A 22,362-nucleotide genomic window follows, 5' to 3' on the forward strand; every position below is an offset into this window, starting at 1 on the left:
GTTATCTCAATTCGTGGCTTGGCTGCGGCGTGACACCGGCAGCAATTTGGCAATGGGTTCGGCGCTCGCGGTGTGCTGGCCGAAATTAGCGTTATAGGTGGCGATGATTTCGCCGGCGATGGAGATGGCGATTTCTACCGGTAATTTGCCCTTCACCTCGGTCAGGCCCATGGGGCAGCGCATGCGTTGCAACTGCGCGGCGTCGAAGCCACGGTCACGCAGGCGGTGTTCAAACTTGACGCGCTTAGTCTTGGAGCCAATCAGGCCGAAGTAGGCGAAGTCATTGCGCTTGAGCAGGGCGGCGGTGAGTTCCAGGTCCAGCGCGTGATTATGGGTCATGACGATGCAATAACTGCCCGCCGGCAAGTCGGCAATTTCGTCGACCGGTTCTTCGCTGACGATTTTACGCACGCCCTGGGGGATATGTTCCGGGAACTCCTGATCGCGGGAATCGATCCAGCGTACCCGGCACGGCAGGCTCGCCAGCAAGGGCACCAGCGCGCGGCCGACGTGGCCTGCGCCAAATACCGCAATCTGCGCCTGCACCTGGCCCATGGGTTCAAACAGCAACACGGTGACGCCACCGCAGCACTGGCCCAGGCTGGCGCCGAGGCTGAAGCGCTCCAAATGAGTGTTTTGCTGGCCGCGCGCGAGCATGTCGCGGGCGATCTGCATGGCCTTGTATTCCAGGTGCCCGCCACCGATGGTGTCGAAGGTCTGCGCGGCGCTGATCACCATCTTCGAACCAGCATTGCGCGGCGTGGAGCCGAGTTCTTCGATGATGGTCACCAGTACGCAGGGTTCGCCTCTGTTTTGCAGGTCGGCGAGGGCGCTGATCCAGTTGTTCATGTTTACCTCAACATTACTGTTGTCAGTCAGGCCGCTATCGGGGGCAAGCCCCCTTCCACATTTGAAGGTATTCACAGATCAAAATGTGGGAGTGGGGCTTGCCCCCGATGGCAGCGCCTCGGTCTAGAGCGAAGCCATCTCGGTATCAGCCTCAACTACCTTCGCAGCAGCCAACTTGCGCATCTGCTCACACCCCCACAACACTCGCTCCGGCGTCGCTGGCGCATCGATTTTCGGCTGATGGCGATAGTCACCCAGACTCGCCACCGCATCCTTGATCGCGCACCACGAGGCAATCCCGAGCATGAACGGCGGTTCGCCCACGGCCTTGGAATGGAACACTGTGTCTTCCGGATTTTTGCGGTTTTCTACCAGCTTCACCCGCAGATCCAACGGCATGTCCGCCACCGCCGGGATCTTGTAGCTGGCCGGGCCGTTGGTCATCAGCTTGCCCTTGTTGTTCCACACCAGCTCTTCCATGGTCAGCCAACCCATGCCCTGGATAAAGCCGCCCTCCACCTGGCCGATGTCGATGGCCGGGTTCAGCGAGGCGCCTACGTCATGCAGGATGTCGGTGCGCAGCATTTTGTATTCGCCGGTCAGGGTGTCGACGATCACTTCGCAGCAGGCTGCGCCGAAGGCGAAGTAATAGAACGGCCGCCCGCGTGACTGGCTGCGGTCGTAGAAGATTTTCGGGGTCTTGTAGAAGCCGGTGCTCGACAGCGACACCTGAGCGAAGTAGGCCTGCTGGATCAGTGCCTCAAAGGTCAGGATCTGGTCACGCACGCGCACATGGCCGTTGTGGAATTCAACGTCCGCCTCGCTCACGTCGTATTTGCGCGCCGCAAATTCCACCAACCGTTGCTTGATGGTTTCGGCGGCATTCTGCGCGGCTTTGCCGTTCAGGTCCGCGCCGCTGGAAGCGGCGGTCGGCGAGGTGTTGGGCACCTTGTCGGTGTTGGTGGCGGTGATTTGCACGCGGTCGATTTCCACCTGGAACACTTCGGCCACTACTTGCGCCACCTTAATGTTCAAACCCTGGCCCATCTCGGTGCCGCCGTGGTTCAGGTGGATACTGCCGTCGGTGTAAATATGGATCAGCGCACCGGCCTGGTTCAGAAAGCTGGCGGTGAACGAGATGCCGAACTTCACCGGTGTCAGCGCCAGGCCTTTCTTCAGGATTGGGCTGTGGGCGTTGTACAGGCGAATCGCTTCGCGGCGCTCGGCGTACTGGCTGCTGGCCTCCAGTTCGGCGGTCATCTCTTCGAGCATGTTGTGCTCGACGGTCTGGTAGTAGTGGGTGACGTTGCGCTCGGTCTTGCCATAGTAGTTGGCCTTGCGCACCGCCAGCGGGTCCAGCGCCAGATGGCGGGCGATGGCGTCCATCACTTCTTCGATAGCGACCATACCTTGGGGCCCGCCGAAGCCACGGTAAGCCGTGTTGGACGCGGTATTGGTCTTGCAGCGATGGCCGTTGACCGTGGCATCGCCCAGGTAATACGAGTTGTCGGAGTGGAACATGGCACGGTCGACAATCGAGTTGGACAGGTCCGGCGAGCAGCCGCAGTTGCCGGCCAGCTCCAGGTTGATCCCGTGCAGGCGGCCGCTGTCGTCGAAGCCCACGTCGTATTCGATATAGAAGGGGTGGCGCTTGCCGGTCATCAGCATGTCTTCCACACGCGGCAGGCGCATTTTGGTCGGCTGGCCGGTGAGGCGCGCCACCACTGCGCACAGGCAGGCGGGGCTGGCGGCCTGGGTTTCCTTGCCACCGAAACCACCGCCCATGCGGCGCATGTCGACGACGATTTTGTTCATCGACACATCGAGTACTTCGGCCACCAGTTTCTGCACTTCGGTGGGGTTTTGTGTGGAGCAGTAGACGATCATGCCGCCGTCTTCGGTGGGCATCACCGACGAGATCTGGGTTTCCAGGTAGAAGTGTTCCTGGCCGCCGATGTGCAGAGTGCCCTGGATACGGTTTTTCGCCGTTGCCAGTGCGCCTGCCGAATCGCCGCGTTGATGGGTATGACTGTCGAGCACAAAGTGTTTTTTGCGGTAGGCCTCGACCACGTCCAGCACCGGTTCCAGGTCTTCGTATTCGATCACGGCGGCCATGGCGGCTTTGCGTGCGGTGTCCAGGTCACGGGCGGCAACCGCCAGTACCACTTGGCCAACGAACTGCACGGTGTCGATGGCCAGCAGCGGGTCGCCGGGCATCAGCGGGCCGATGTCTTTCAGGCCCGGTACGTCTTCGTGAGTGATAGCGATGCGCACACCTTCGAAGGCGTAGCAGGGCGCGGTGTCGATGCTGATGATTCGAGCGTGAGCGCGGTCAGACATGCGCGCATACAGGTGCAACTGGTTGGGGAATTCCAGGCGGTCATCGATGTACTGCGCCTCACCGCTGACGTGCTTGGCGGCGCTGTCATGCTTGACGCTGCGACCGACTCCGGAGGTCAGGTCCTGGGCGAATAGCTCGGCGAGTTCGGCCTGGGTTTTTTCCACGGCGTGATGGTTAGACATAAGCGGTCACCCGAGTCTCGATGTGCGGCGTTTGCAGTTCGATGAAGTATTTACGCAGCAGGTTCTGCGCGCTAAGCAGGCGATATTCCTTGCTGGCGCGGAAGTCCGACAGCGGCGTGAAATCCTGGGCCAGGGCGGCGCAGGCTTTCTCCACGGTGGCGGCGTTCCAAGTGGCGCCGACCAATGCGGCTTCGCAGCTTTTCGCGCGTTTTGGTGTCGCGGCCATGCCGCCGAACGCGACGCGTGCCTCACGGATTACGCCGTTGTCGATCTGCAGATTGAAGGCTGCGCAGACGGCGGAAATGTCATCGTCCAGGCGCTTGGAAACCTTATACGCACGGAACAGCGTATGGCCCTTGGGTACGATGATTTTCTCGATGAACTCACTGTCCTGGCGGGCGGTCACGCGGTAGTCGATGAAGTAGTCTTCCAGGGCCAGAGTGCGGCGTACGTCGCCCTTGCACAGCACGATCTGCGCGCCCAGGGCGATCAGCAGTGGCGGTGAGTCGCCGATGGGTGAGGCGTTACCGATATTGCCGCCCAATGTGCCCTGGTTGCGGATTTGCAGAGAGGCGAAGCGGTGCAGCAGCTCGCCGAAGTCCGGGTATTCGTGATGCAGTGCGGTGTAGCAGTCGGAGAGGGCGGTGGCGGCGCCTATTTCCAGGCGGTCGTCGAACGATTCGACGCGCTTCATTTCTTCAATATTGCCGACGTAAATCATCACTGGCAGTGTGCGGTGAAACTGGGTGACTTCCAGCGCCAGGTCTGTGCCGCCGGCCAGCAGGCGGGCTTGGGGGTAGGCGTCATAGAGGTCGGCCAGGTCGGCCACGGTCAGCGGCACCAGGCAGCGTTTGTCGCCGCTGTTGAGCTCGCCCGTTTGGGTCGGCGCGATGGCTTTGAGGCGTGCAATGGTCTCGGCCTGGCGGCTGTCGAACTGATCCTGGGGCTTGTTGCAGCAGGCCTGTTCGGCGGCCGCAAGAATCGGGCGGTAGCCGGTGCAGCGGCACAGGTTGCCGGCCAGGGCTTCATGGGCTTTCTGGCTGTCGGGAGCGTCGCTGTTCTTTTGCAAGGCGAACAGCGACATCACAAACCCTGGGGTGCAAAAGCCGCATTGCGAACCGTGGCACTCAACCATGGCTTGCTGCACGCTGTGCAGTTGGCCTTGGTGCTTGAGGTCTTCGACGCTGATCAGTTGTTTGCCGTGCAGCGACGACACAAAGGTCAGGCACGAGTTAAGGCTGCGATAACGAATCTGCTCGACGCCTTGATCGTCGCGATGCAGCTCGCCGACCACCACGGTGCACGCACCGCAGTCGCCGCTGGCGCAGCCTTCCTTGGTACCGGATTTGCCCACGTGCTCACGCAGATAGTTGAGCACGGTCAGGTTGGGGTCCAGGGCGTGCTCGCTACGGAGTTCCTGGTTGAGTAAAAACTGGATCACGGAAGGCCTCGCAGACTAATTATTGTTGTTAACCGCTTTTCGCCGAATCTAGTCATGTCTGACTTTTCGGTCAATGATTTTCTGACCAGCAGGTCAAGAAAATGCGATCGCAACACTCTCAATTATGGTCCAGTCTTTTGGAACCGGCGTTTTTGCGGGCTTACGCTGCTCAGCCGCTGCTTATTTCATGCCAAATTCGCCACGGTGGGCGTAGCGCCATCAGCCAGCCAATGCGCTACACTGCCGCGCTTGTACCGATAGAAGATTTTGAAGGGAAAACATGACGTTCAAGGCGCCGGACAGTCTCGCCGAGCAAATCGCTCACCACCTCGCCGAACGCATTATTCGCGGCGATCTCAAGCCTGGTGAGCGCATCCAGGAACAGAAAGTCACGCTGGCGCTCAATGTCAGCCGTGGTTCCGTGCGCGAAGCCTTGCTGATCCTCGAACGGCGCCACCTCATCGCGATCCTGCCGCGCCGTGGCGCCCACGTGACCGAGCTCACCGCACACAAGGTGCAGAGCCTGTGCACGCTGATGAGCGAGCTGTACATCCTGCTCGGCAATGCCGTCGCCGAAGGCTGGCAGACCCAGGCCGACATGGCGCCGTTCGTGCAGATCCAGCAGCGCCTGGTGACCAATTTCGAGCGTGAGGACATCCGCGCCTTCGTCGAAGAATGCTTTAACGTGATGCGCGCCGCGTACCCCTTTGCCAACAACCCGTACCTGCAGGAAACCGTCGAGAACCTGCAGCCGGCAATGAACCGCGCTTATTACCTGGCCCTGGATCAGCGCAAGGCCTCCATGAGCGAGTACCTGGCGCTGTTCGAGCAACTGCTCGCCGCCGTACTGGCCCGTGACGTGCCGCAGATTCGCCTGGTGCTGTCGGCCTACTGCCAGCGCAGCAGCTCGTTGGTCATCGCAGCGTTGGCGGACGGCTAAGCGTGCGGCTCAAGTGCATCAAACTGGCGGGGTTCAAATCCTTCGTCGACCCGACCACGGTTAACTTCCCCAGTAACATGGCGGCGGTGGTCGGGCCCAATGGTTGCGGCAAGTCGAACATCATCGACGCCGTCCGTTGGGTGATGGGCGAGAGCTCGGCAAAAAATCTGCGCGGCGAGTCGATGACCGACGTCATCTTCAACGGCTCCACCAGCCGCAAGCCGGTGAGCCAGGCCAGCATCGAGTTGGTGTTCGATAACTCCGACGGCACCTTGATCGGCGAGTACGCGGCCTACGCGGAAATTTCCATCCGCCGCAAAGTCACGCGCGACAGCCAGAACAGCTACTTCCTCAACGGCACCAAGTGCCGTCGACGTGACATCACCGATATTTTCCTTGGCACCGGCCTGGGCCCGCGCAGCTACTCGATCATTGAGCAGGGCATGATCTCCAAGCTGATCGAAGCCAAGCCCGAAGACCTGCGTAACTTTATTGAAGAAGCGGCCGGCATCTCCAAGTACAAAGAGCGCCGCCGCGAAACCGAAAACCGCATCCGCCGTACCCACGAAAACCTTGCCCGCCTCACCGACCTGCGCGACGAGCTGGAACGCCAGTTGGAGCGCCTGCACCGCCAGGCCCAGGCGGCCGAGAAATACCAGGAATACAAGGGCGAAGAACGCCAGCTCAAGGCACAACTCTCGGCCCTGCGCTGGCAGGCGCTGAATGAGCAAGTGGGGCAGCGCGAAGCGATCATCGGTACCCAGGAAATCAGTTTTGAAGCCTTGGTGGCGGAGCAGCGTAACGCCGACGCCAGCATCGAGCGTCTGCGCGACGGGCACCATGATCTGTCCGAACGCTTCAATCTGGTGCAAGGCCGCTTCTATTCGGTAGGCGGCGACATCGCCCGTGTCGAGCAGAGCATCCAGCACGGCCAGCAGCGCCTGCGCCAATTGCAGGACGATCTGAAGGAAGCCGAACGCGCGCGTCTGGAGACCGAATCTCACCTGGGCCATGACCGCACCTTGCTGCTGACCCTGGGCGAAGAGCTGGACATGCTCACCCCAGAGCAGGAAATCACCAGCGCCGCCGCCGAAGAAGCCGCCGCCGCCCTGGAAGAATCTGAAACCACCATGCATGGCTGGCAGGAACAGTGGGACGCTTTCAACCTGCAATCCGCCGAGCCGCGTCGCCAGGCCGAGGTGCAGCAGTCGCGCATCCAGCAACTGGAAACCAGCATGGAGCGCCTGGCCGAGCGCCAGCGCCGCTTGCAGGAAGAGCGCGTATTGCTCGCCGCTGATCCGGAAGACGCCGCGATCATGGACCTCAGCGAGCAACTGGCCGAAAGCGAAATGACGCTGGAAGAGCTGGAAGCCAGCGAAGAACAGCAAGTAGAGCGCCTTGAACAATTGCGTCAGCAGTTGCAACAGGCGACCCAGGCCCAGCAGCAGGCACAGGGCGATTTGCAGCGGCTCAATGGTCGGCTGGCATCCCTTGAAGCCTTGCAGCAAGCGGCGTTGGACCCAGGTACCGGCACCGCCGAATGGTTGCGCGACCAGCATTTGGCCGAGCGGCCACGCCTGGCGGAAGGCCTGAAGGTCGAAGCCGGCTGGGAATTGGCAGTGGAAACCGTGCTCGGTGCCGATCTTCAAGCAGTGCTGGTGGATGACTTTGGCGGTTTCGACCTGGCCGGGTTTGCCCAAGGCGATCTGCGTTTGCTCAGCCCCGCCGCCGATGGAGCGCGGGTGCCGGGCAGCCTGCTGGATAAGGTCGAGGCCGCCATTGACCTGTCGCCGTGGTTGGGCCAAGTCAAACCGGTGGATTCCCTGGAGCAGGCCCTGGCCCAGCGCGGTCAATTGGCAGCCGGCGAAAGCCTGATCAGCCGCGATGGCTATTGGGTCGGCCGGCACTTTTTGCGGGTTCGCCGCGCCAGTGAAGCGGAAAGTGGCGTTCTGGCCCGTGGCCAGGAAATCGTCAACCTGATCGCTGAGCGCGAAGAGCGTGAAGCGACCCTCGAAAGCCTGGAAACCGAACTGCAAACCCTGCGCGCCACCCAGCGCCAGCAAGAGACCGGCCGCGAACACCTGCGCCGTCTGTTGCAGGACGAAGCGCGTCAGCAAGGCGAGTTGAAGGCGCAACTGTCGGCGAGCAAAGCCAAGGCCGAACAACTGACCCTGCGCCGTACCCGTCTTGATGAAGAAGTCGCCGAGATGGGCGAGCAACGCGCCCTGGAACATGAACAGATCGGCGAAGCGCGCCTGCACTTGCAGGAGGCGCTCGACAGCATGGCCCTCGATACCGAGCAGCGCGAACTGCTACTGGCCCAGCGCGACAGCTTGCGCGAACGCCTTGACCGCGTGCGCCAGGAAGCCCGGCAGCACAAGGATCACGCGCACCAATTGGCGGTACGCCTCGGCTCGCTGCGCGCCCAGCATGATTCCACACGCCAGGCCCTTGAACGCCTGGAGATGCAATCCGAACGCCTCACCGAAAAGCGCGAGCAACTGAGCCTCAATCTGGAGGAGGGCGAAGCGCCGTTGGAAGAGCTGCGCCTCAAGCTCGAAGAATTGCTCGACAAGCGCATGACCGTCGACGAAGAACTCAAGACCGCGCAGATCGCCCTGGAAGACGCCGACCGCGAATTGCGCGACGCGGAAAAACGCCGAACCCAGGCCGAGCAGCAATCCCAATTGATTCGCGGCCAACTCGAACAACAGCGTATGGAATGGCAAGCCTTGACCGTGCGCCGCAAAACCTTGCAAGACCAATTGCTGGAAGACGGCTACGACCTGCACGGCGTGCTCAACACCCTGACCTCCCAGGCCAACGAGAAAGAAGCCGAGGAAGAACTTGAGCGGATTGCTGCACGTATCCAACGCCTGGGCGCGATCAACCTCGCGGCCATCGATGAATATCAGCAGCAGTCCGAGCGTAAACGTTATTTGGATGCCCAGGACGCCGACCTGGTCGAAGCCCTGGATACGTTGGAAAACGTGATCCGCAAGATCGACAAGGAAACCCGTAATCGCTTCAAAGATACCTTTGATCAGATTAATAGCGGTTTACAGGCGTTATTCCCGAAAGTTTTCGGCGGTGGCAGCGCTTACTTGGAACTGACGGGCGAAGATCTACTCGATACAGGGGTAACGATCATGGCGCGGCCTCCAGGCAAGAAGAACAGCACCATTCATTTGTTGTCCGGCGGCGAAAAAGCCCTGACCGCATTGGCCCTGGTATTTGCCATCTTCAAATTGAACCCGGCGCCGTTCTGTATGCTCGACGAAGTTGACGCCCCATTGGATGACGCTAACGTTGGACGCTATGCACGACTGGTCAAAGAGATGTCCCAGACCGTGCAGTTCATCTATATCACCCACAACAAGATCGCCATGGAAATGGCTGATCAGTTGATGGGGGTGACGATGCATGAACCGGGCTGTTCGCGTTTGGTCGCAGTGGATGTCGAAGAAGCGATGGCGATGGTGGAATCCTGAGCTGCACCATGAGAGATAGTTTTCATGCGATGTCAGGTGATTTACCGGTCAAGTGAAAGTGGCAAATGGACATATTTGTTCAAGGCATTTTGACAGACGGTGTAAAGTTATCTTTGGTCGTGCTAGTTTAATGTCAATTTTTCGTGTGCGTGGGCAAAACGTCAGTCAGAACATAGAGTTGGCGCCACGTTTTAAAGCGGTTTGCACGGTGCTAAACCCCTTATTTTTCAGCATTTTTTATTAGAGGCACGGGATTACATGGAAATCGGTCTGCGCGAGTGGCTGATCGTCATCGGCATTATTGTCATTGCCGGTATTCTTTTTGATGGCTGGCGCCGCATGCGCGGTGGCAAGGGCAAGCTCAAATTCCGTCTGGACCGCAACCTGTCCAACTTGCCTGACGACGACGGCAGCGCCGAGCTGCTGGGGCCGCCCCGTGTGCTGGACACGCATAAAGAGCCGCAACTGGACGAGCACGACTTGCCGTCGATGAGCGCGCCGTTGCGTGAAGCCCGTGAACCGTCCTCCAAACGTGGCAAGCGCGCCAATGCCGCCGTGGCCGAACCCCATCAGGGCGACCTGAACCTCGACGTCGACGAAGGCCCGAGTTTCAGCAGCCGTGACGATGACTTCCCGGACGAAAACGTTGGCAAGAACGCGCCGCGCCAATCGGTTAACGATCAGCCTGCTGCTGAAGAAGTGCTGGTGATCAGCGTGATCTGCCGCGACGCCGCCGGCTTTAAAGGCCCGGCTCTTTTGCAGAACATCCTCGAAAGCGGCCTGCGCTTTGGTGAGATGGATATTTTCCATCGCCACGAAAGCATGGCAGGCAACGGCGAAGTGCTGTTCTCCATGGCCAACGCAGTCAAGCCTGGCACCTTCGACCTGGACGACATCGACCTGTTCAGCACTCCAGCGGTGAGCTTCTTCCTTGGCCTGCCAGGCCCGCGTCACCCGAAGCAAGCGTTCGATGTGATGGTGGCTGCAGCACGCAAGCTGTCCCAGGAGTTGAACGGCGAACTGAAGGACGACCAACGTAGCGTCCTGACCGCCCAGACCATCGAACACTACCGTCAGCGCATCGTCGAATTCGAGCGTCGCGCCCTGACACAGAAACGCTGAGGTTTGGCTTCAAGCGTTGTCGATAGAATTAAGCGCACCAACATTTGAGCAGCTTCGGCTGCTCTTTTGCTTTATGAGAGAACACCCATGACCGCCGCCCACACCCGCATCCTCGAACTGCGCGCTGAACTGGATCAGCACAACTACCGTTACCACGTCCTCGACGAGCCGAGTATTCCGGACGCCGAGTACGATCGGCTGTTCCACGAGCTCAAGTCTCTGGAAGCTGAGCATCCGGAACTGATCACGCGGGATTCGCCGACGCAGCGGGTGGGCAGCGCGGCGTTGTCGGCGTTCACTCAGGTCAAGCACGAGATCCCGATGCTCAGCCTGGGCAACGCCTTTGATGAAACCACGATGTTGGAGTTTGATCGCCGGGTGACTGAAGGCCTCGACCTGCCGGTGGGCGACCTTTTTGGCGCTGGTGCCGAGGTGGAGTACAGCTGCGAACCCAAACTGGACGGCCTGGCGGTCAGCCTGCTGTATCAGGACGGTGAGTTGGTGCGCGGTGCCACCCGAGGTGACGGCACCACTGGCGAAGACATCAGCGTCAACGTGCGCACCGTGCGCAATATCCCTTTGAAACTGCACGGCAGCGGCTGGCCGGCGACCTTGGAGGTGCGTGGCGAGGTCTTTATGTCCAAGGCCGGCTTCGAACGGCTCAATGCCTCGCAACTGGAAGTCGGCGGCAAGACCTTCGCCAACCCGCGCAATGCCGCCGCCGGCAGTCTGCGTCAGTTGGATTCGAAAATCACCGCCAGCCGCCCGCTGGAATTCTGCTGCTATGGCATTGGCCAGGTAACTGCTGACATCAGCGATACCCACATCGGGAACCTGCAGCAGTTGCAAAAATGGGGCATGCCCATCAGTCATGAGCTGAAGCTGGCCAAGGGTATTCAGGATTGCCTCGACTACTACCGCGATATCGGCGAGCGGCGTAACAGCCTGCCCTATGAGATCGACGGTGTTGTCTTCAAGGTCAACAGCATTGCTGCTCAGCGTGAATTGGGCTTCCGCGCCCGTGAGCCGCGCTGGGCCATCGCCCACAAATTCCCGGCGATGGAAGAACTCACTGAGCTGCTCGACGTTGAATTTCAGGTCGGCCGCACCGGCGCCGTCACCCCGGTAGCGCGTCTGAAGCCCGTCAAGGTCGCGGGTGTGACTGTGTCCAACGCCACCTTGCACAACATGGATGAAGTGGCGCGTCTGGGCGTCATGATTGGCGACACCGTGATCATTCGGCGCGCCGGGGATGTGATCCCTCAAGTGGTGTCCGTAGTGCTTGAGCGACGTCCGGCCGACGCCCGCGTGGTACCGGTTCCCGAGAGCTGCCCGGTGTGCGGCTCGCACGTGGAGCGCACTCAACTGGTCAAGCGCAGCAAGGGCAAGGAAACCGTCAGCGAAGGCGCCGTGTACCGCTGCGTCGGGCGCCTGGCCTGTGGCGCTCAGCTGAAGCAGGCGATCATTCATTTTGTCTCGCGCCGGGCCATGGACATTGATGGGCTGGGTGACAAGACCATCGAGCAACTGGTGGATGAAAAACTCATCGGTTCGCCAGCCGACCTCTACACGCTCAAGTACGAGCAGATCATCGACCTGGAAGGCTTCGCCGACATCTCCAGCAAGAAGCTGATCGCCGCCATCGAGAACAGCAAGACGCCGACCCTCGCGCGTTTTATCTACGCGCTCGGCATCCCCGACGTGGGCGAGGAGACTGCCAAAGTGCTGGCACGCTCGCTGGGGTCCCTTGAGCGCGTGCAGCAGGCGTTGCCGCCGGTGCTGACGTACTTGCCCGACGTGGGCCTTGAAGTGGCGCACGAGATCCACAGCTTCTTTGAAGACAGTCATAACCAGGAAGTGATTGGCGCACTGCTGTCGCCGGAGACGTGCGGCCTGCAATTGCAGGATCAGGGCGACCTCAGCGCCGAGTTCGCCGCTAGCACCACCTTGGGCGGCTTGCTCGACAAGCTGCACGTACCGTCCGTGGGCCCAGGCGCTGCGCAGAAGCTGGCGGACAAGTTCGGCAGCCTGGAAGGCGTGATCAAGGCCGACTGGCTGGACATGCGCCAGGCGCTGCCCGAAAAGCAGGCCAAGGCCGTGCGCGACTTCTTCGACAACCCGGACAACGCCCAGCACGCCTTGGCCATTGAGCAGCAGCTCAAGGACTTCGGCATGCACTGGCAAAGCGAGAAAAAGGTCGTAGAAGGCTTGCCTGAAGCCGGACACACGTGGGTGCTCACTGGCTCCCTGGAGCTTATGAGTCGCGACGTGGCCAAGGAAAAGCTCGAAAGCCTCGGCGCCAAGGTGGCCGGTTCCGTCTCGGCGAAAACCCACTGCGTGGTGGCCGGGCCGGGTGCTGGTTCGAAACTGGCAAAGGCCAGCGAGTTAGGCTTGAAGGTGCTGGACGAAGAGGCTTTCGTGGCCTTTCTCGCCACGCACAACATTCCAGTCAGTTGACCCTCACCTGTAGGCGTCCGGCTTGCCGGCGATCGCGCGCCAAGGAGTGCCATCGTCGGCACGCCTGACGCCTATAGGGATGTCATCCCATTTTTGGAACGATCTTCGAAGGGAATTGATCTAGTCTTGGTCACCCCAGGAAGAGATCGCCATGTTCCGCTACTTCGAGCAACTCAGTTCGCGCATTGCCGCACCGTTCATGGCCGAATCCTCGCGCAACAGCAAGGTTTGGCAATGTCGTTGCGGCCAGTCCCTATTCTTTCGCAACAGCCAATGCCTGGCATGCGCAGCGCTGCTGGGCTATCAACCCCGGCAAAGTCGCTTGTCCTCGCTGCAACCCGGCCCCGTCGAAGGCACCTGGCTGCAGGACGATAACCTCGACGCCGGCGCCTTTCGCCGCTGCGCCAACCTTGACACGCCTGCCGCCTGCAACTGGCTGATTCCGGCCCACAGCACCGCACCGCTGTGCGTGGCCTGTAGTCTCAACCGCACGATCCCCGACCTGTCGATCCCGGAAAACCATGAGCGCTGGCGCAAGGTAGAAACCGCCAAGCGCCGGTTGGTGGCGCAACTGATCAGCCTGGGCCTGAGCGTCGTGCCCAAGAGCGTTGACGAAGACACCGGTCTGGCCTTCGATTTCGTTGGCATCGACCTGGAAGGCAACGCCCCGATGACAGGCCATTCGAACGGCTTGATCACCCTCGACATCAAAGAAGCCGACGACGCCCACCGCGAAAAAATCCGGGTGCAGATGCGCGAGCCTTACCGCACCTTGCTCGGTCACTTTCGCCATGAGGTCGGCCACTATTATTGGGATCGCCTGATCGCCAATACCCACTGGCAGGAGTCCTTTCGCACCCTGTTCGGCGACGAACGCGCCAGTTACGCCGACGCCCTTGACCAGCATTATCAAAACGGCCCGCGTCCTGACTGGCAGCAAACCTGTGTCAGCGCCTACGCCACCATGCACCCTTGGGAAGACTGGGCCGAAACCTGGGCTCATTACTTGCACATGATGGACGCCGTCGACACTGCCCTGGGCTTTGGCATGAGCGCCCGCGAGATGGACCTGGATTACCAGCCGTTCCCCCTTACTACGCTTTTTGACCCCCAACATCCCAGCGGTCCGGCGTTCCTGTCGTTCGTTAACGCCTGGATTGAACTGGCGGGCATGCTCAATGAGCTGTCGCGCGCCATGGGCCAGCCGGATTTCTACCCGTTCGTGCTACCACCGGCGGTGATCGCCAAGCTGCACTTCATCCACCTGGTGATCCAGGAAGAGGGCGGCCGGGCGGATGAGGTGTTGCAGGCACAATGATCAGCCAATGTGGGAGGGGGCTTGCCCCCGATAGCGTTGGGTCCGTCACTGATTTATTGGCTGGCAGTCCGCTATCGGGGCAAGCCCCCTCCCACAGGGGATGACGGGGAAGCTGATGGCCATGGCAAGTGCTTGAACCCCTTCATATTTTTAATCCGTCACCAACGGTTGTAACTTCCGATGAGATCGGTACAATGGCCCCGCTTGCCGAGAGGCAGGCGTCGTTATGGTGACCCCATCGGTCCCCCCGCAACGATTACCCGTGAACCTGGTCAGAGCCGGAAGGCAGCAGCCACAGCGGGAACATTGTGTGCCGGGGTGTGGCTGGTGGGGTTGCCTCCATAACGCTCCTCCTTGCAATACCCCTTCGATTCAAATCCAAATGTCTTATTTTCAGCCAACTGCCGATGTTTATTGCGCAGTCGATGACGGCTGTTTCACAACTTTCCAAACCCCCGCTGGACAACCCTAAACCGCCTTGTTAGTTTGCGCCGGCCACTTGTTTCAGAATATGACAATGGCGCTGAATTGATATTGAAGTGCTATCACTTCTTTAACTAACAAGGATGTCTGTGATGAAAAGCCTGCAAGGTTTACCTCGTCTTATCAGTGCTTCGGTAGGCGCTCCGGGTAAAGCCCGCAACTTGCCCGCCGATGTGCAGTGCATCCAATATTTATTCAATCTGATCATTCCCAAGATGGGTTTCCCGTTGGCCGAAAACGGCAAATGCGATGGTCAGTTGGTGCAGTGCATCAGCCAGTACCAGTTTCGCCATCTCAAATACGCCCATCCCGATGGTGTGGTCGACCCCACCGGTCGTACGTTCAACAGCCTGATCGAAGAGGCGGTGAAGGTGCCGGTTAAGTCCTTCCCGACGATGCGTATACCGAGTTTTCTCAACGCATTTGGCAACAACCAGGGCGACGCGGTGCAGGCCACGGTCAATGTGTACCTGGACCGCATGCGCGCGATGATTGAGGCCGAGCGGCGTAACCGGCAATTGATGCTCCAGGCCACGTGCGACGGGGGCATGACCCTTAGCGAAACGGACTTCCAGAACGCCGCTACGCAACTGGGTAGCGGTATTTCGGTGAATATCATCAAGGCCTTCGCCACCGTGGAATCTGGCGGGCGCTCCGGCTTCGGGCCGGCCAAGCTGCCGGTGATCGCCTTTGAAGGTCACCTGTTTCGCAAATACACCAAGCACATCTATGACCAGGCGCACCCGCTGCTGTCCTACCCCTACAAGAAAAAAGCAGGGCCACAGTGGCAGGCGAACAACAAGGACCAGACAAAGGCTTGGGAAACCATGGCTACCGCATTCGCCCTGGATCAGGAAGCCGCATTGATGTCGGCATCGTGGGGCATGTTCCAGATCATGGGTTTCAACTTTGCGTCGTGCGGGTACAAGACGGTATTTGAGTTTTCGGCGGCATTAAAGGTGAATGCCGGTAATCAACTAAAGGCGTTCCTCGGCTTTTGCAGTAAGAGCCCTGCGTTGATGAAGGCGATGAAGGCCAAAGACTTTACTGGAATGGCGCGTAACTATAACGGTGAGGACTACGGCAACTACGACGTCCTTATGCAAAAAGCCTACGAAAAACTTGAAGGGAAAAAATAGGATGATCCGTTTACTCGCGATAGGTGTGTTGTCGTTGTGCGCCGTGGCACCTGCCATGGCTGGTTCGGCCGCGCTGCATTCGGGCAAGTACGAAGGGCTGATGCTGGCAGTGACGCCGGAGCATCAGGTCGAAGGTTTTTACACGGAATCAATGGGTGAGGGCGTGACGCGCAGCTGTGCGTTCTACCTGCAAGGTAAGCCCGACGCGCTCACCACTTGGCTCGACGACGCCTACCCTGGCAGCGTGGCGCCGTCGTCCGACGGTGTGACCCTGACCGTGGAAGAAGGCCGTCAGCATCCCGGCTGCATCAACGTACTGATGCCGGAAATCGCCACCGGTCTTGATCTGACCCAGACCGCCAGTAAGAAGTGGATCGGCCTAGTCACAGTGTTCTGCCGACAAGGCTTACCTGCAGAAAACCCCCGGCGCCAAGGCGGCCAAGCGTCCGTATATCGTCAAGAACGATGTGGTAGGGGTGCTGGCGTTCAAGGATGGCTGGGCTCAGGTTGAGTTCATCAATGCTGAGGATCGCTCGTTTAAGGGTTGGATCACCCAGGATCAATACAGTCGTCTGGCCGCGCCCACTGCAAAAAACTGAGCAGAACCGCGCACACAAAAACGCCGCAACGTGTCCAGCACGCTGCGGCGTTTTTGTGTGCGGCGGTCAGGCCTTGTTGCGGTTGAACAGCTTGCGGATCACCGCGAACAACGCCACGACACCCACCACCAGAAACTTCTTCGCGGCCAGCAGGAAGATCCCGATCTTGGCGAATAACCCGGCCTTGGCGGCAATCCCGCCGGCAACCAACGCGGCTAGGCCGTAAGTGGCGAGCTTGTCGGTTTTCGGGTTGAAGTCGGTGTAGAGGTTGCCGTCGGTGAAGTTGGTAAACGCCAGGACCTTGGGCAGTTCCTGCTTGATGGTCGGCAGGTCGGCCATCGCCGCGACGGCGTTGAGTTCCAGTACACCCTCACGGCCCAGCACGCGGATGCTGTAGTTGAGGGTGTTCTGGTCGGCGTCGTCGGCCTTCAGTTCACGGGCCCAGTACATCTTGTGGGTGGTGTCGTCGTAGCGCGGCGGCTCGGCCCAGCCCACCAGATGCAGGCCGGCGTAGCCTTGTTTCTGGCGTTCCTTGTTGTCTGTTTCGTCTTCTTCCTGCATTTGCTTGAGCAGGTCGGAGTAGTCGATTTTCGCGGCATCTTCGTCGGAAATATGCCCGTCGGCCTTATAGCTGACGATGACGCCCCAACCGCGCTCCGACAGTGGGCTGACGGCTTTAGGCACGATCATGCCCAGGGTCTTGAAGCCCGGCGGGTTGCCCCAGCCATCGGTGAGCAAGCGCTCAGTGTCGGCGGGGTCGAGGTAATAAAATTCGTCGTTGAGCTTGAGGGTGGCAATGCCACTTGGGAGCGTGACGGTGCCGGTCTTTTGCTTAAGTGACGCCAGAAAGTGCTCGGCCGTTTCGGCGGGGGCACTGGCTTCAACGGGGGCAGGCGAGGCAGCAGCAACGGCAGGTGCGGTAGGCAGGCTCAGAGCAGCCGCCGCCAACAACAGGCGGAAGTAATTCATGGTAGTCCCTTACATTTTGAATTAATTTCGTAAGAGGATAACCGAAACAACATGTTGCGAGTTAGCCGAAAGTTTCCCGCAACAGCCCCGCGAATGCATCCCGTGCCAGGTGGCGTTGGGTGTCCTTGTGCCAGAACAGCAGGTTATCCACGGCCGCCAGCTCTTCAAATCGATAAGACGCCAGCTGATTGGCCTGCTCATAGCGCGCCAGGATGCCTTCCGGCGCCAATGCCACGCCAATCCCGGCGCTGACGCAACCGATGATCGTGCCCCAACTGGCATAGCTGGCAATGGTCGGTTTGAAGTTGTGCGGCTTGACCCAGTTTTCCAGTGCTGCGCGATACGGGCAGCCAGGCGGCCAGACCAGCAAGGTGCGGCCGGCGAGGTCCTCGGCGCCATTGATGGGTGCACTGGATGCGCTGGCGATCAGCACCAGGCGCTCGCTGTAGACCACGCTGTGTTCGAGCTTGGAGCGTTTGTTGCCGGCGGCCACGAGCGCCACGTCCAGGCGATGGTGTTGCAGGTCGTCGAGCAACGGGCCCCAGGCGCCTGTCACCAGTTCCAGGCTGACATCCGGGTAGCGCCGGTGATACTCCGCCAGCAGCGGCGGCAAACGTCCGCTGGCGCTGGATTCCACCGCGCCGATACGCAAAGTGCCACGGGGAATGGCGCTGGCGTCCACGGCGCGTTTGGACTCATCCACTAGCGCCAGAATGCGCTCGCAGTACTCCAGGAAAATTTCACCGGCGGCACTGATCGCCAGCCCACGCCCGGCGCGGATGAACAGTGGTGTGCCCAGCTCGCCTTCCAGCTGCTTGATGCGCGTGGTGATGTTGGACGGCACGCAATGCAGCAGCACGGCCGCTTGGGCCACGCTGCCGGTTTGTGCCACGGCTCGCACCATTTTCAGTTGGGCCAGTTCCATTGCTCAGTTCCAGTGATTGCAGAAGTCAGAAACGGTTAATTGTCCTGCGCCTTACGGGGGCCAAGACTGACGGCACACCTTCTCAGTTTCTGGACGCCGTCGATGAATAACCCTTCACCCGCAAAGCTTACGCTAGTCATCGCCAGCGTCATCCTGTGTTGGGCCTATTCGCCGATTGGCGTGCACATGGGGCTGCACAGCTACAGCCCCGGACAATTGGCGTTGTTAAGGTTTTTGATTGCGTCGGTGTTCATGGGCGGTGTGGCACTGGTGATGGGCATCGGTCGTCCGCGCTTGCGGGATTTTCCGTGGTTGTTGGTGCTGGGGTTCTTCGGCGTGTTCCTGCACCACACCAGCCTCAACTATGGGCAGCAATGGGTCACGGCAGCGGCGTCCAGCGTACTGGCGCAGTCGGCGCCGCTGTTCAGTGTGCTGATCGCGTTTTTCTGCCTGAAGGAGCGGGTCAGCGCTTGGCGCTGGGCCTGCGTATTGCTGGGGCTGCTCGGCGTGATGGTGGTGATCTGGGGGGATCAGGGGCTGGGTGAGATCGACCCGCGTGGCTTGTTGATCCTGCTGGCGGCGGTGTCGTGGAGTGTGTATTTCGCCCTGCAGAAACACTATGCCCACCGCTACAGTCCGCTGACTATGGCGTGCTACATGGTGTGGGCGGGCACCCTGATGCTGTGCGTGAACCTGCCGGGCCTGCCTGCTGCGGTGGTGCAGGCGCCGTTGGCGGAGAACGTCGCGGTGCTGGTACTCGGTATTTTTCCCAGCGCCTTGGCGTATCTGGCTTGGGGTTATGTGTTGAAGCATGTGGAGGTCAGTCGCGCGTCGGTGGCGATGTACCTGATCCCGCCGGTGGCGATGGTGATGGCCGCAACGTTGCTGGGTGAACACATTGCCTTGCAGGTGATGATGGGCGGTGTGATCGTGCTGGCCAGCGTGGCGGCGATCAGCTTAGAAGGGCGCTGGCGGTCAATCGTTCAGACAAAACGCACGCAAACGGTGGCCATCGAAGTCCAGGGCCGGCGGTGACTGGATAACGATGGCGCCGCATTCTACCCATCGGTCGTGCAGCAAGAAGCCCACTTCACCGCCGGCTGTAAGCTGGACTGCGGCTCGACCTGAGCCCGAGCCTATAAGGAGCGCCTGTCAGTTTTTGTCAGGGGCGAGCAGGGGCGCCGGGTTTTCGCCGGTGTACAGCTTGATGATGTCGTCGATTTCGCCGGACATTTTCATCCGCAACAAGGTCCGCAGGATTTTTTGCGCCGGCACGTCGGGATCGTTACGCACGATGCAACCGAGGTTTTGCTCGTCAATCAACGCGACCTTGTGCAGCCGCTGGCTGATCGGCATTTTCTGGTTGAAACGGTCGACGATCCATTCGTTGCTCACCGCATAGTTGAATCGCCCCGCCACCAGTTTGTGCAGCACCAGCTCTTCGCTATGGGCGTCGTCGCGGGTGAGTTGGCCGTTGGCAAACAGCGAGTCGAGGGCGGCATAGCGATAGTTGAGCACCGTGCCGATCGGCTGAGGTGCCAGCTTGAGCACCTGTACCGGCTGGTTTTGCGCGCTGACCAGCACATTGCGCTGCACCATTAAAGGCAAGCTCCAGAGGTAGTCGCCGGACAGGTTGTCGACCCACGCCTGGGTGACATAACAGCGCACATCAATGTCGCCGTGTCCCATGGCCGCAGAGATGCGTGCCCGGGCCAGCACGTGGAACTGCGCCGGATGGCCAACCTGGGTGGCCAGGCTCAGCATCACGTCATACAAAATGCCCTGGGTCGGCCGACCGTTCTCCAGTTGCACCATGGGCATCGCCCAACTATCGGAAACCGAGAAGCGCAGCGGTGCAGGCGCCGCCAGGCAAGCCGTGGTCATCATCCATAAAGCGCCCAGGACTACGCGCATACACTCTCCGGGTTCAGGCCTTTTGGAGGCCAGTCAGCAGAGCTTAGTCAGATTAGGCGAGCGTGCCGGATGCAATTTCCCCCTTGCTCCGCTAGCATTACCGGCTTCCGCTTCCCAGTTGCGACGGTTTTCGATGAGTTATCAGGTTCTTGCACGTAAATGGCGTCCGCGCTCGTTCCGCGAAATGGTCGGCCAGACCCATGTGCTCAAGGCTCTGATCAATGCCTTGGACAGCCAACGGCTGCACCACGCCTACCTGTTCACCGGTACCCGGGGCGTGGGCAAGACCACCATTGCGCGCATCATCGCCAAATGCCTGAACTGTGAAACCGGTATCACTTCGACGCCTTGTGGCACTTGCTCGGTGTGCCGCGAGATCGACGAAGGGCGCTTCGTAGACCTGATCGAGATCGACGCCGCGAGCCGCACCAAGGTCGAAGACACCCGCGAGTTGCTCGACAACGTGCAGTACGCGCCTAGCCGCGGTCGCTTCAAGGTCTACTTGATCGACGAAGTGCACATGCTGTCCAGCCATTCCTTCAACGCGCTGCTGAAAACCCTGGAAGAGCCGCCGCCCTACGTCAAATTCATCCTGGCCACCACCGACCCGCAGAAACTTCCTGCAACGATCCTGTCGCGGTGCTTGCAGTTCTCCCTGAAAAACATGACCCCCGAGCGCGTGGTCGAGCATTTGACCCACGTGCTGGGTGTCGAGAACGTACCGTTCGAAGACGACGCGCTATGGCTGCTCGGCCGTGCCGCCGATGGTTCGATGCGTGATGCCATGAGCCTTACCGACCAGGCCATCGCCTTCGGTGAAGGCAAGGTCATGGCCGCCGATGTGCGCGCCATGCTCGGCACCCTCGACCACGGCCAGGTGTTCGATGTGCTGCATGCATTGATCGAAGGGGATGCCAAGGCGTTGCTCGAAGCCGTGCGCCACCTCTCGGAGCAAGGCCCGGACTGGAATGGCGTGCTCTCGGAAATCCTCAACGTCTTGCACCGCGTCGCTATCGCCCAGGCTTTGCCGGAAGGTGTCGACAACGGCCATGGCGACCGCGACCGCGTGTTGGCCCTGGCCCAGGCGTTGCCGGCCGAAGATGTGCAGTTCTACTACCAGATGGGCCTGATCGGTCGTCGGGACTTGCCTTTGGCGCCGGACCCGCGTGGGGGCTTCGAGATGGTCCTGCTGCGCATGCTGGCGTTCCGGCCAGCTGATTCGGCCGATGCGCCGAGACAGCCGCTAAAGCCAGTGGGGATCAGCCAGGCCACAGTTGATTCCGCCAAACCAGTGGCTGGCGCGGCGGTGGTTGCGCCAGTGGTTGCTGCCCCGGTTGCGCCGGCGCCTGAGCCAGCCCCCGTGGTGGCACCTGTGGTTGATCCGGAGACGGTGGTTGAGCCCGAGCCTGTCGTCGACTTGCCTTGGAATGACCCGGTAGAAGCCGAGGTCGAAGAAGTCGAACAGCAGCCCTATGTTGAGCCCGTGCTGGAAACTGCCAGCGAGCAGCCTGAGCTGACGCCTATGCCTGCGCCGACACCGGACAGCGTGGTGCCAGCCGCTCCTGAGTGGGTTTCAGCACCGGTTCCCGAGCCGACAGTCGCCCAGGTTGAGGCCGCAACCCCAGGCATCGACCTCGACGACGAGCCGCCGCTGGACGAAGACTACATCGAGCCGGACATGGATTCGGCCTACAGTTACCTGGACGATTTGGCCAGCGAACACACCGCCGAACCGGCCCCCGAGCCCGAAGCAGAACCCGCGGCAGCCCCGGCCACTGGCCTGGCGTTGCAATGGCTGGAACTGTTCCCGAAACTGCCGATCTCCGGCATGACCGGCAGTATTGCCGCCAACTGCACCCTGATTTCCGTCGACGGCGACCATTGGCTGTTGCACTTGGACCCGGCCCACAGCGCCCTGTTCAACGCGACCCAGCAACGGCGCCTCAACGATGCCCTGAACCAGTACCATGAGCGCACGCTGACCATCACCATCGAGTTGATCAAGCCCGAGCAGGAAACCCCGGCCCAGGCCGCGACCCGCCGGCGTATCAACCGTCAGCGCGAGGCTGAGGATTCGATCCACGCAGACCCGCTCATCCAGCAAATGATGCAACAGTTTGGTGCGGTCGTTCGTCACGATACTATTGAACCTGTCGAAGCCCCGGTGACCCAAGCGTCATGACACCGGGCTA

General features: G+C 60.5%; 14 protein-coding genes, 1 other RNA gene and 1 pseudogene. 10 read left to right on the plus strand and 6 right to left on the minus strand.

Annotated elements, in window-relative coordinates; all coding sequences use genetic code 11:
* Positions 1-6: 6 nt before the first annotated feature.
* The 3 genes from xdhC to xdhA all read right to left on the minus strand — a co-directional run bounded on the left by xdhC (position 7) and on the right by xdhA (position 4,813).
* Complete coding sequence (gene xdhC, locus AB4N82_RS17580; RefSeq protein ID WP_099602947.1) at positions 7-849, minus strand: xanthine dehydrogenase accessory protein XdhC; 843 nt, start codon at positions 847-849, stop codon at positions 7-9.
* A gap of 123 nt (positions 850-972) precedes the next feature.
* On the minus strand, positions 973-3,372 hold the full coding sequence (gene xdhB, locus AB4N82_RS17585) for a xanthine dehydrogenase molybdopterin binding subunit (RefSeq protein WP_032887626.1): 2,400 nt from the start codon (positions 3,370-3,372) through the stop codon (positions 973-975).
* Positions 3,365-4,813 carry a xanthine dehydrogenase small subunit gene (xdhA, locus tag AB4N82_RS17590; RefSeq protein WP_122764546.1) on the minus strand — a complete coding sequence of 483 codons (1,449 nt, stop codon included), beginning with the start codon at positions 4,811-4,813 and terminating at the stop codon, positions 3,365-3,367. Before xdhA ends, xdhB begins: the two co-directional genes overlap by 8 nt.
* Positions 4,814-5,093: 280 nt before the next feature.
* On the opposite strand from xdhA, the gene AB4N82_RS17595 reads away from it, so the two are divergent.
* From AB4N82_RS17595 to AB4N82_RS17630, 8 genes and pseudogenes are all read left to right on the plus strand, one after another.
* Positions 5,094-5,753 carry a GntR family transcriptional regulator gene (locus AB4N82_RS17595; RefSeq protein WP_032887629.1) on the plus strand — a complete coding sequence of 220 codons (660 nt, stop codon included), beginning with the start codon at positions 5,094-5,096 and terminating at the stop codon, positions 5,751-5,753.
* 2 nt (positions 5,754-5,755) lie between these two features.
* Positions 5,756-9,244 (plus strand): chromosome segregation protein SMC, encoded by a 3,489-nt coding sequence (smc, locus tag AB4N82_RS17600; RefSeq protein ID WP_032887631.1) that lies wholly within the window; start codon positions 5,756-5,758, stop codon positions 9,242-9,244.
* Positions 9,245-9,502: 258 nt separating this feature from the next.
* Entirely contained in the window at positions 9,503-10,366 is an 864-nt protein-coding gene (zipA, locus tag AB4N82_RS17605) for a cell division protein ZipA (RefSeq protein ID WP_032887633.1), read from the plus strand.
* 87 nt (positions 10,367-10,453) lie between these two features.
* Positions 10,454-12,823 (plus strand): NAD-dependent DNA ligase LigA, encoded by a 2,370-nt coding sequence (gene ligA / locus AB4N82_RS17610; protein ID WP_122764547.1) that lies wholly within the window; start codon positions 10,454-10,456, stop codon positions 12,821-12,823.
* Positions 12,824-12,974: 151 nt separating this feature from the next.
* Entirely contained in the window at positions 12,975-14,141 is a 1,167-nt protein-coding gene (locus AB4N82_RS17615) for a zinc-binding metallopeptidase family protein (RefSeq protein WP_122764548.1), read from the plus strand.
* Positions 14,142-14,377: 236 nt separating this feature from the next.
* An RNA gene (gene ffs, locus AB4N82_RS17620) (signal recognition particle sRNA small type) lies at positions 14,378-14,474 on the plus strand.
* Between the two features lie 242 nt (positions 14,475-14,716).
* The gene (locus tag AB4N82_RS17625; RefSeq protein ID WP_032887639.1) at positions 14,717-15,763 is read left to right on the plus strand and encodes an N-acetylmuramidase family protein; all 1,047 of its coding nucleotides are present in this window, start codon (positions 14,717-14,719) and stop codon (positions 15,761-15,763) included.
* Between the two features lies 1 nt (position 15,764).
* Positions 15,765-16,362 (plus strand): annotated as a pseudogene (locus tag AB4N82_RS17630) (hypothetical protein).
* A 66-nt stretch (positions 16,363-16,428) separates the two neighbouring features.
* On the opposite strand, the gene AB4N82_RS17635 reads toward AB4N82_RS17630, so the two are convergent.
* The gene (locus AB4N82_RS17635; protein ID WP_032887643.1) at positions 16,429-17,331 is read right to left on the minus strand and encodes a DUF2167 domain-containing protein; all 903 of its coding nucleotides are present in this window, start codon (positions 17,329-17,331) and stop codon (positions 16,429-16,431) included.
* A gap of 61 nt (positions 17,332-17,392) precedes the next feature.
* On the minus strand, positions 17,393-18,256 hold the full coding sequence (locus tag AB4N82_RS17640; RefSeq protein ID WP_032887645.1) for a LysR family transcriptional regulator: 864 nt from the start codon (positions 18,254-18,256) through the stop codon (positions 17,393-17,395).
* 102 nt (positions 18,257-18,358) lie between these two features.
* On the opposite strand from AB4N82_RS17640, the gene AB4N82_RS17645 reads away from it, so the two are divergent.
* Entirely contained in the window at positions 18,359-19,291 is a 933-nt protein-coding gene (locus AB4N82_RS17645; protein ID WP_122764549.1) for a DMT family transporter, read from the plus strand.
* A gap of 117 nt (positions 19,292-19,408) precedes the next feature.
* Here the strand turns inward: AB4N82_RS17645 and AB4N82_RS17650 are convergent, their stop codons facing one another.
* On the minus strand, positions 19,409-20,170 hold the full coding sequence (locus tag AB4N82_RS17650) for a substrate-binding periplasmic protein (protein ID WP_122764550.1): 762 nt from the start codon (positions 20,168-20,170) through the stop codon (positions 19,409-19,411).
* Positions 20,171-20,303: 133 nt separating this feature from the next.
* Here AB4N82_RS17650 and dnaX point away from each other — a divergent pair, with 133 nt between their 5' ends.
* A complete protein-coding gene (gene dnaX, locus AB4N82_RS17655) occupies positions 20,304-22,352 on the plus strand; it encodes a DNA polymerase III subunit gamma/tau (RefSeq protein WP_122764551.1) in 2,049 nt (682 codons plus the stop codon).
* The last annotated feature ends 10 nt before the right edge of the window (positions 22,353-22,362 follow it).

The organism is Pseudomonas sp. H1_D04, assembly GCF_054683855.1.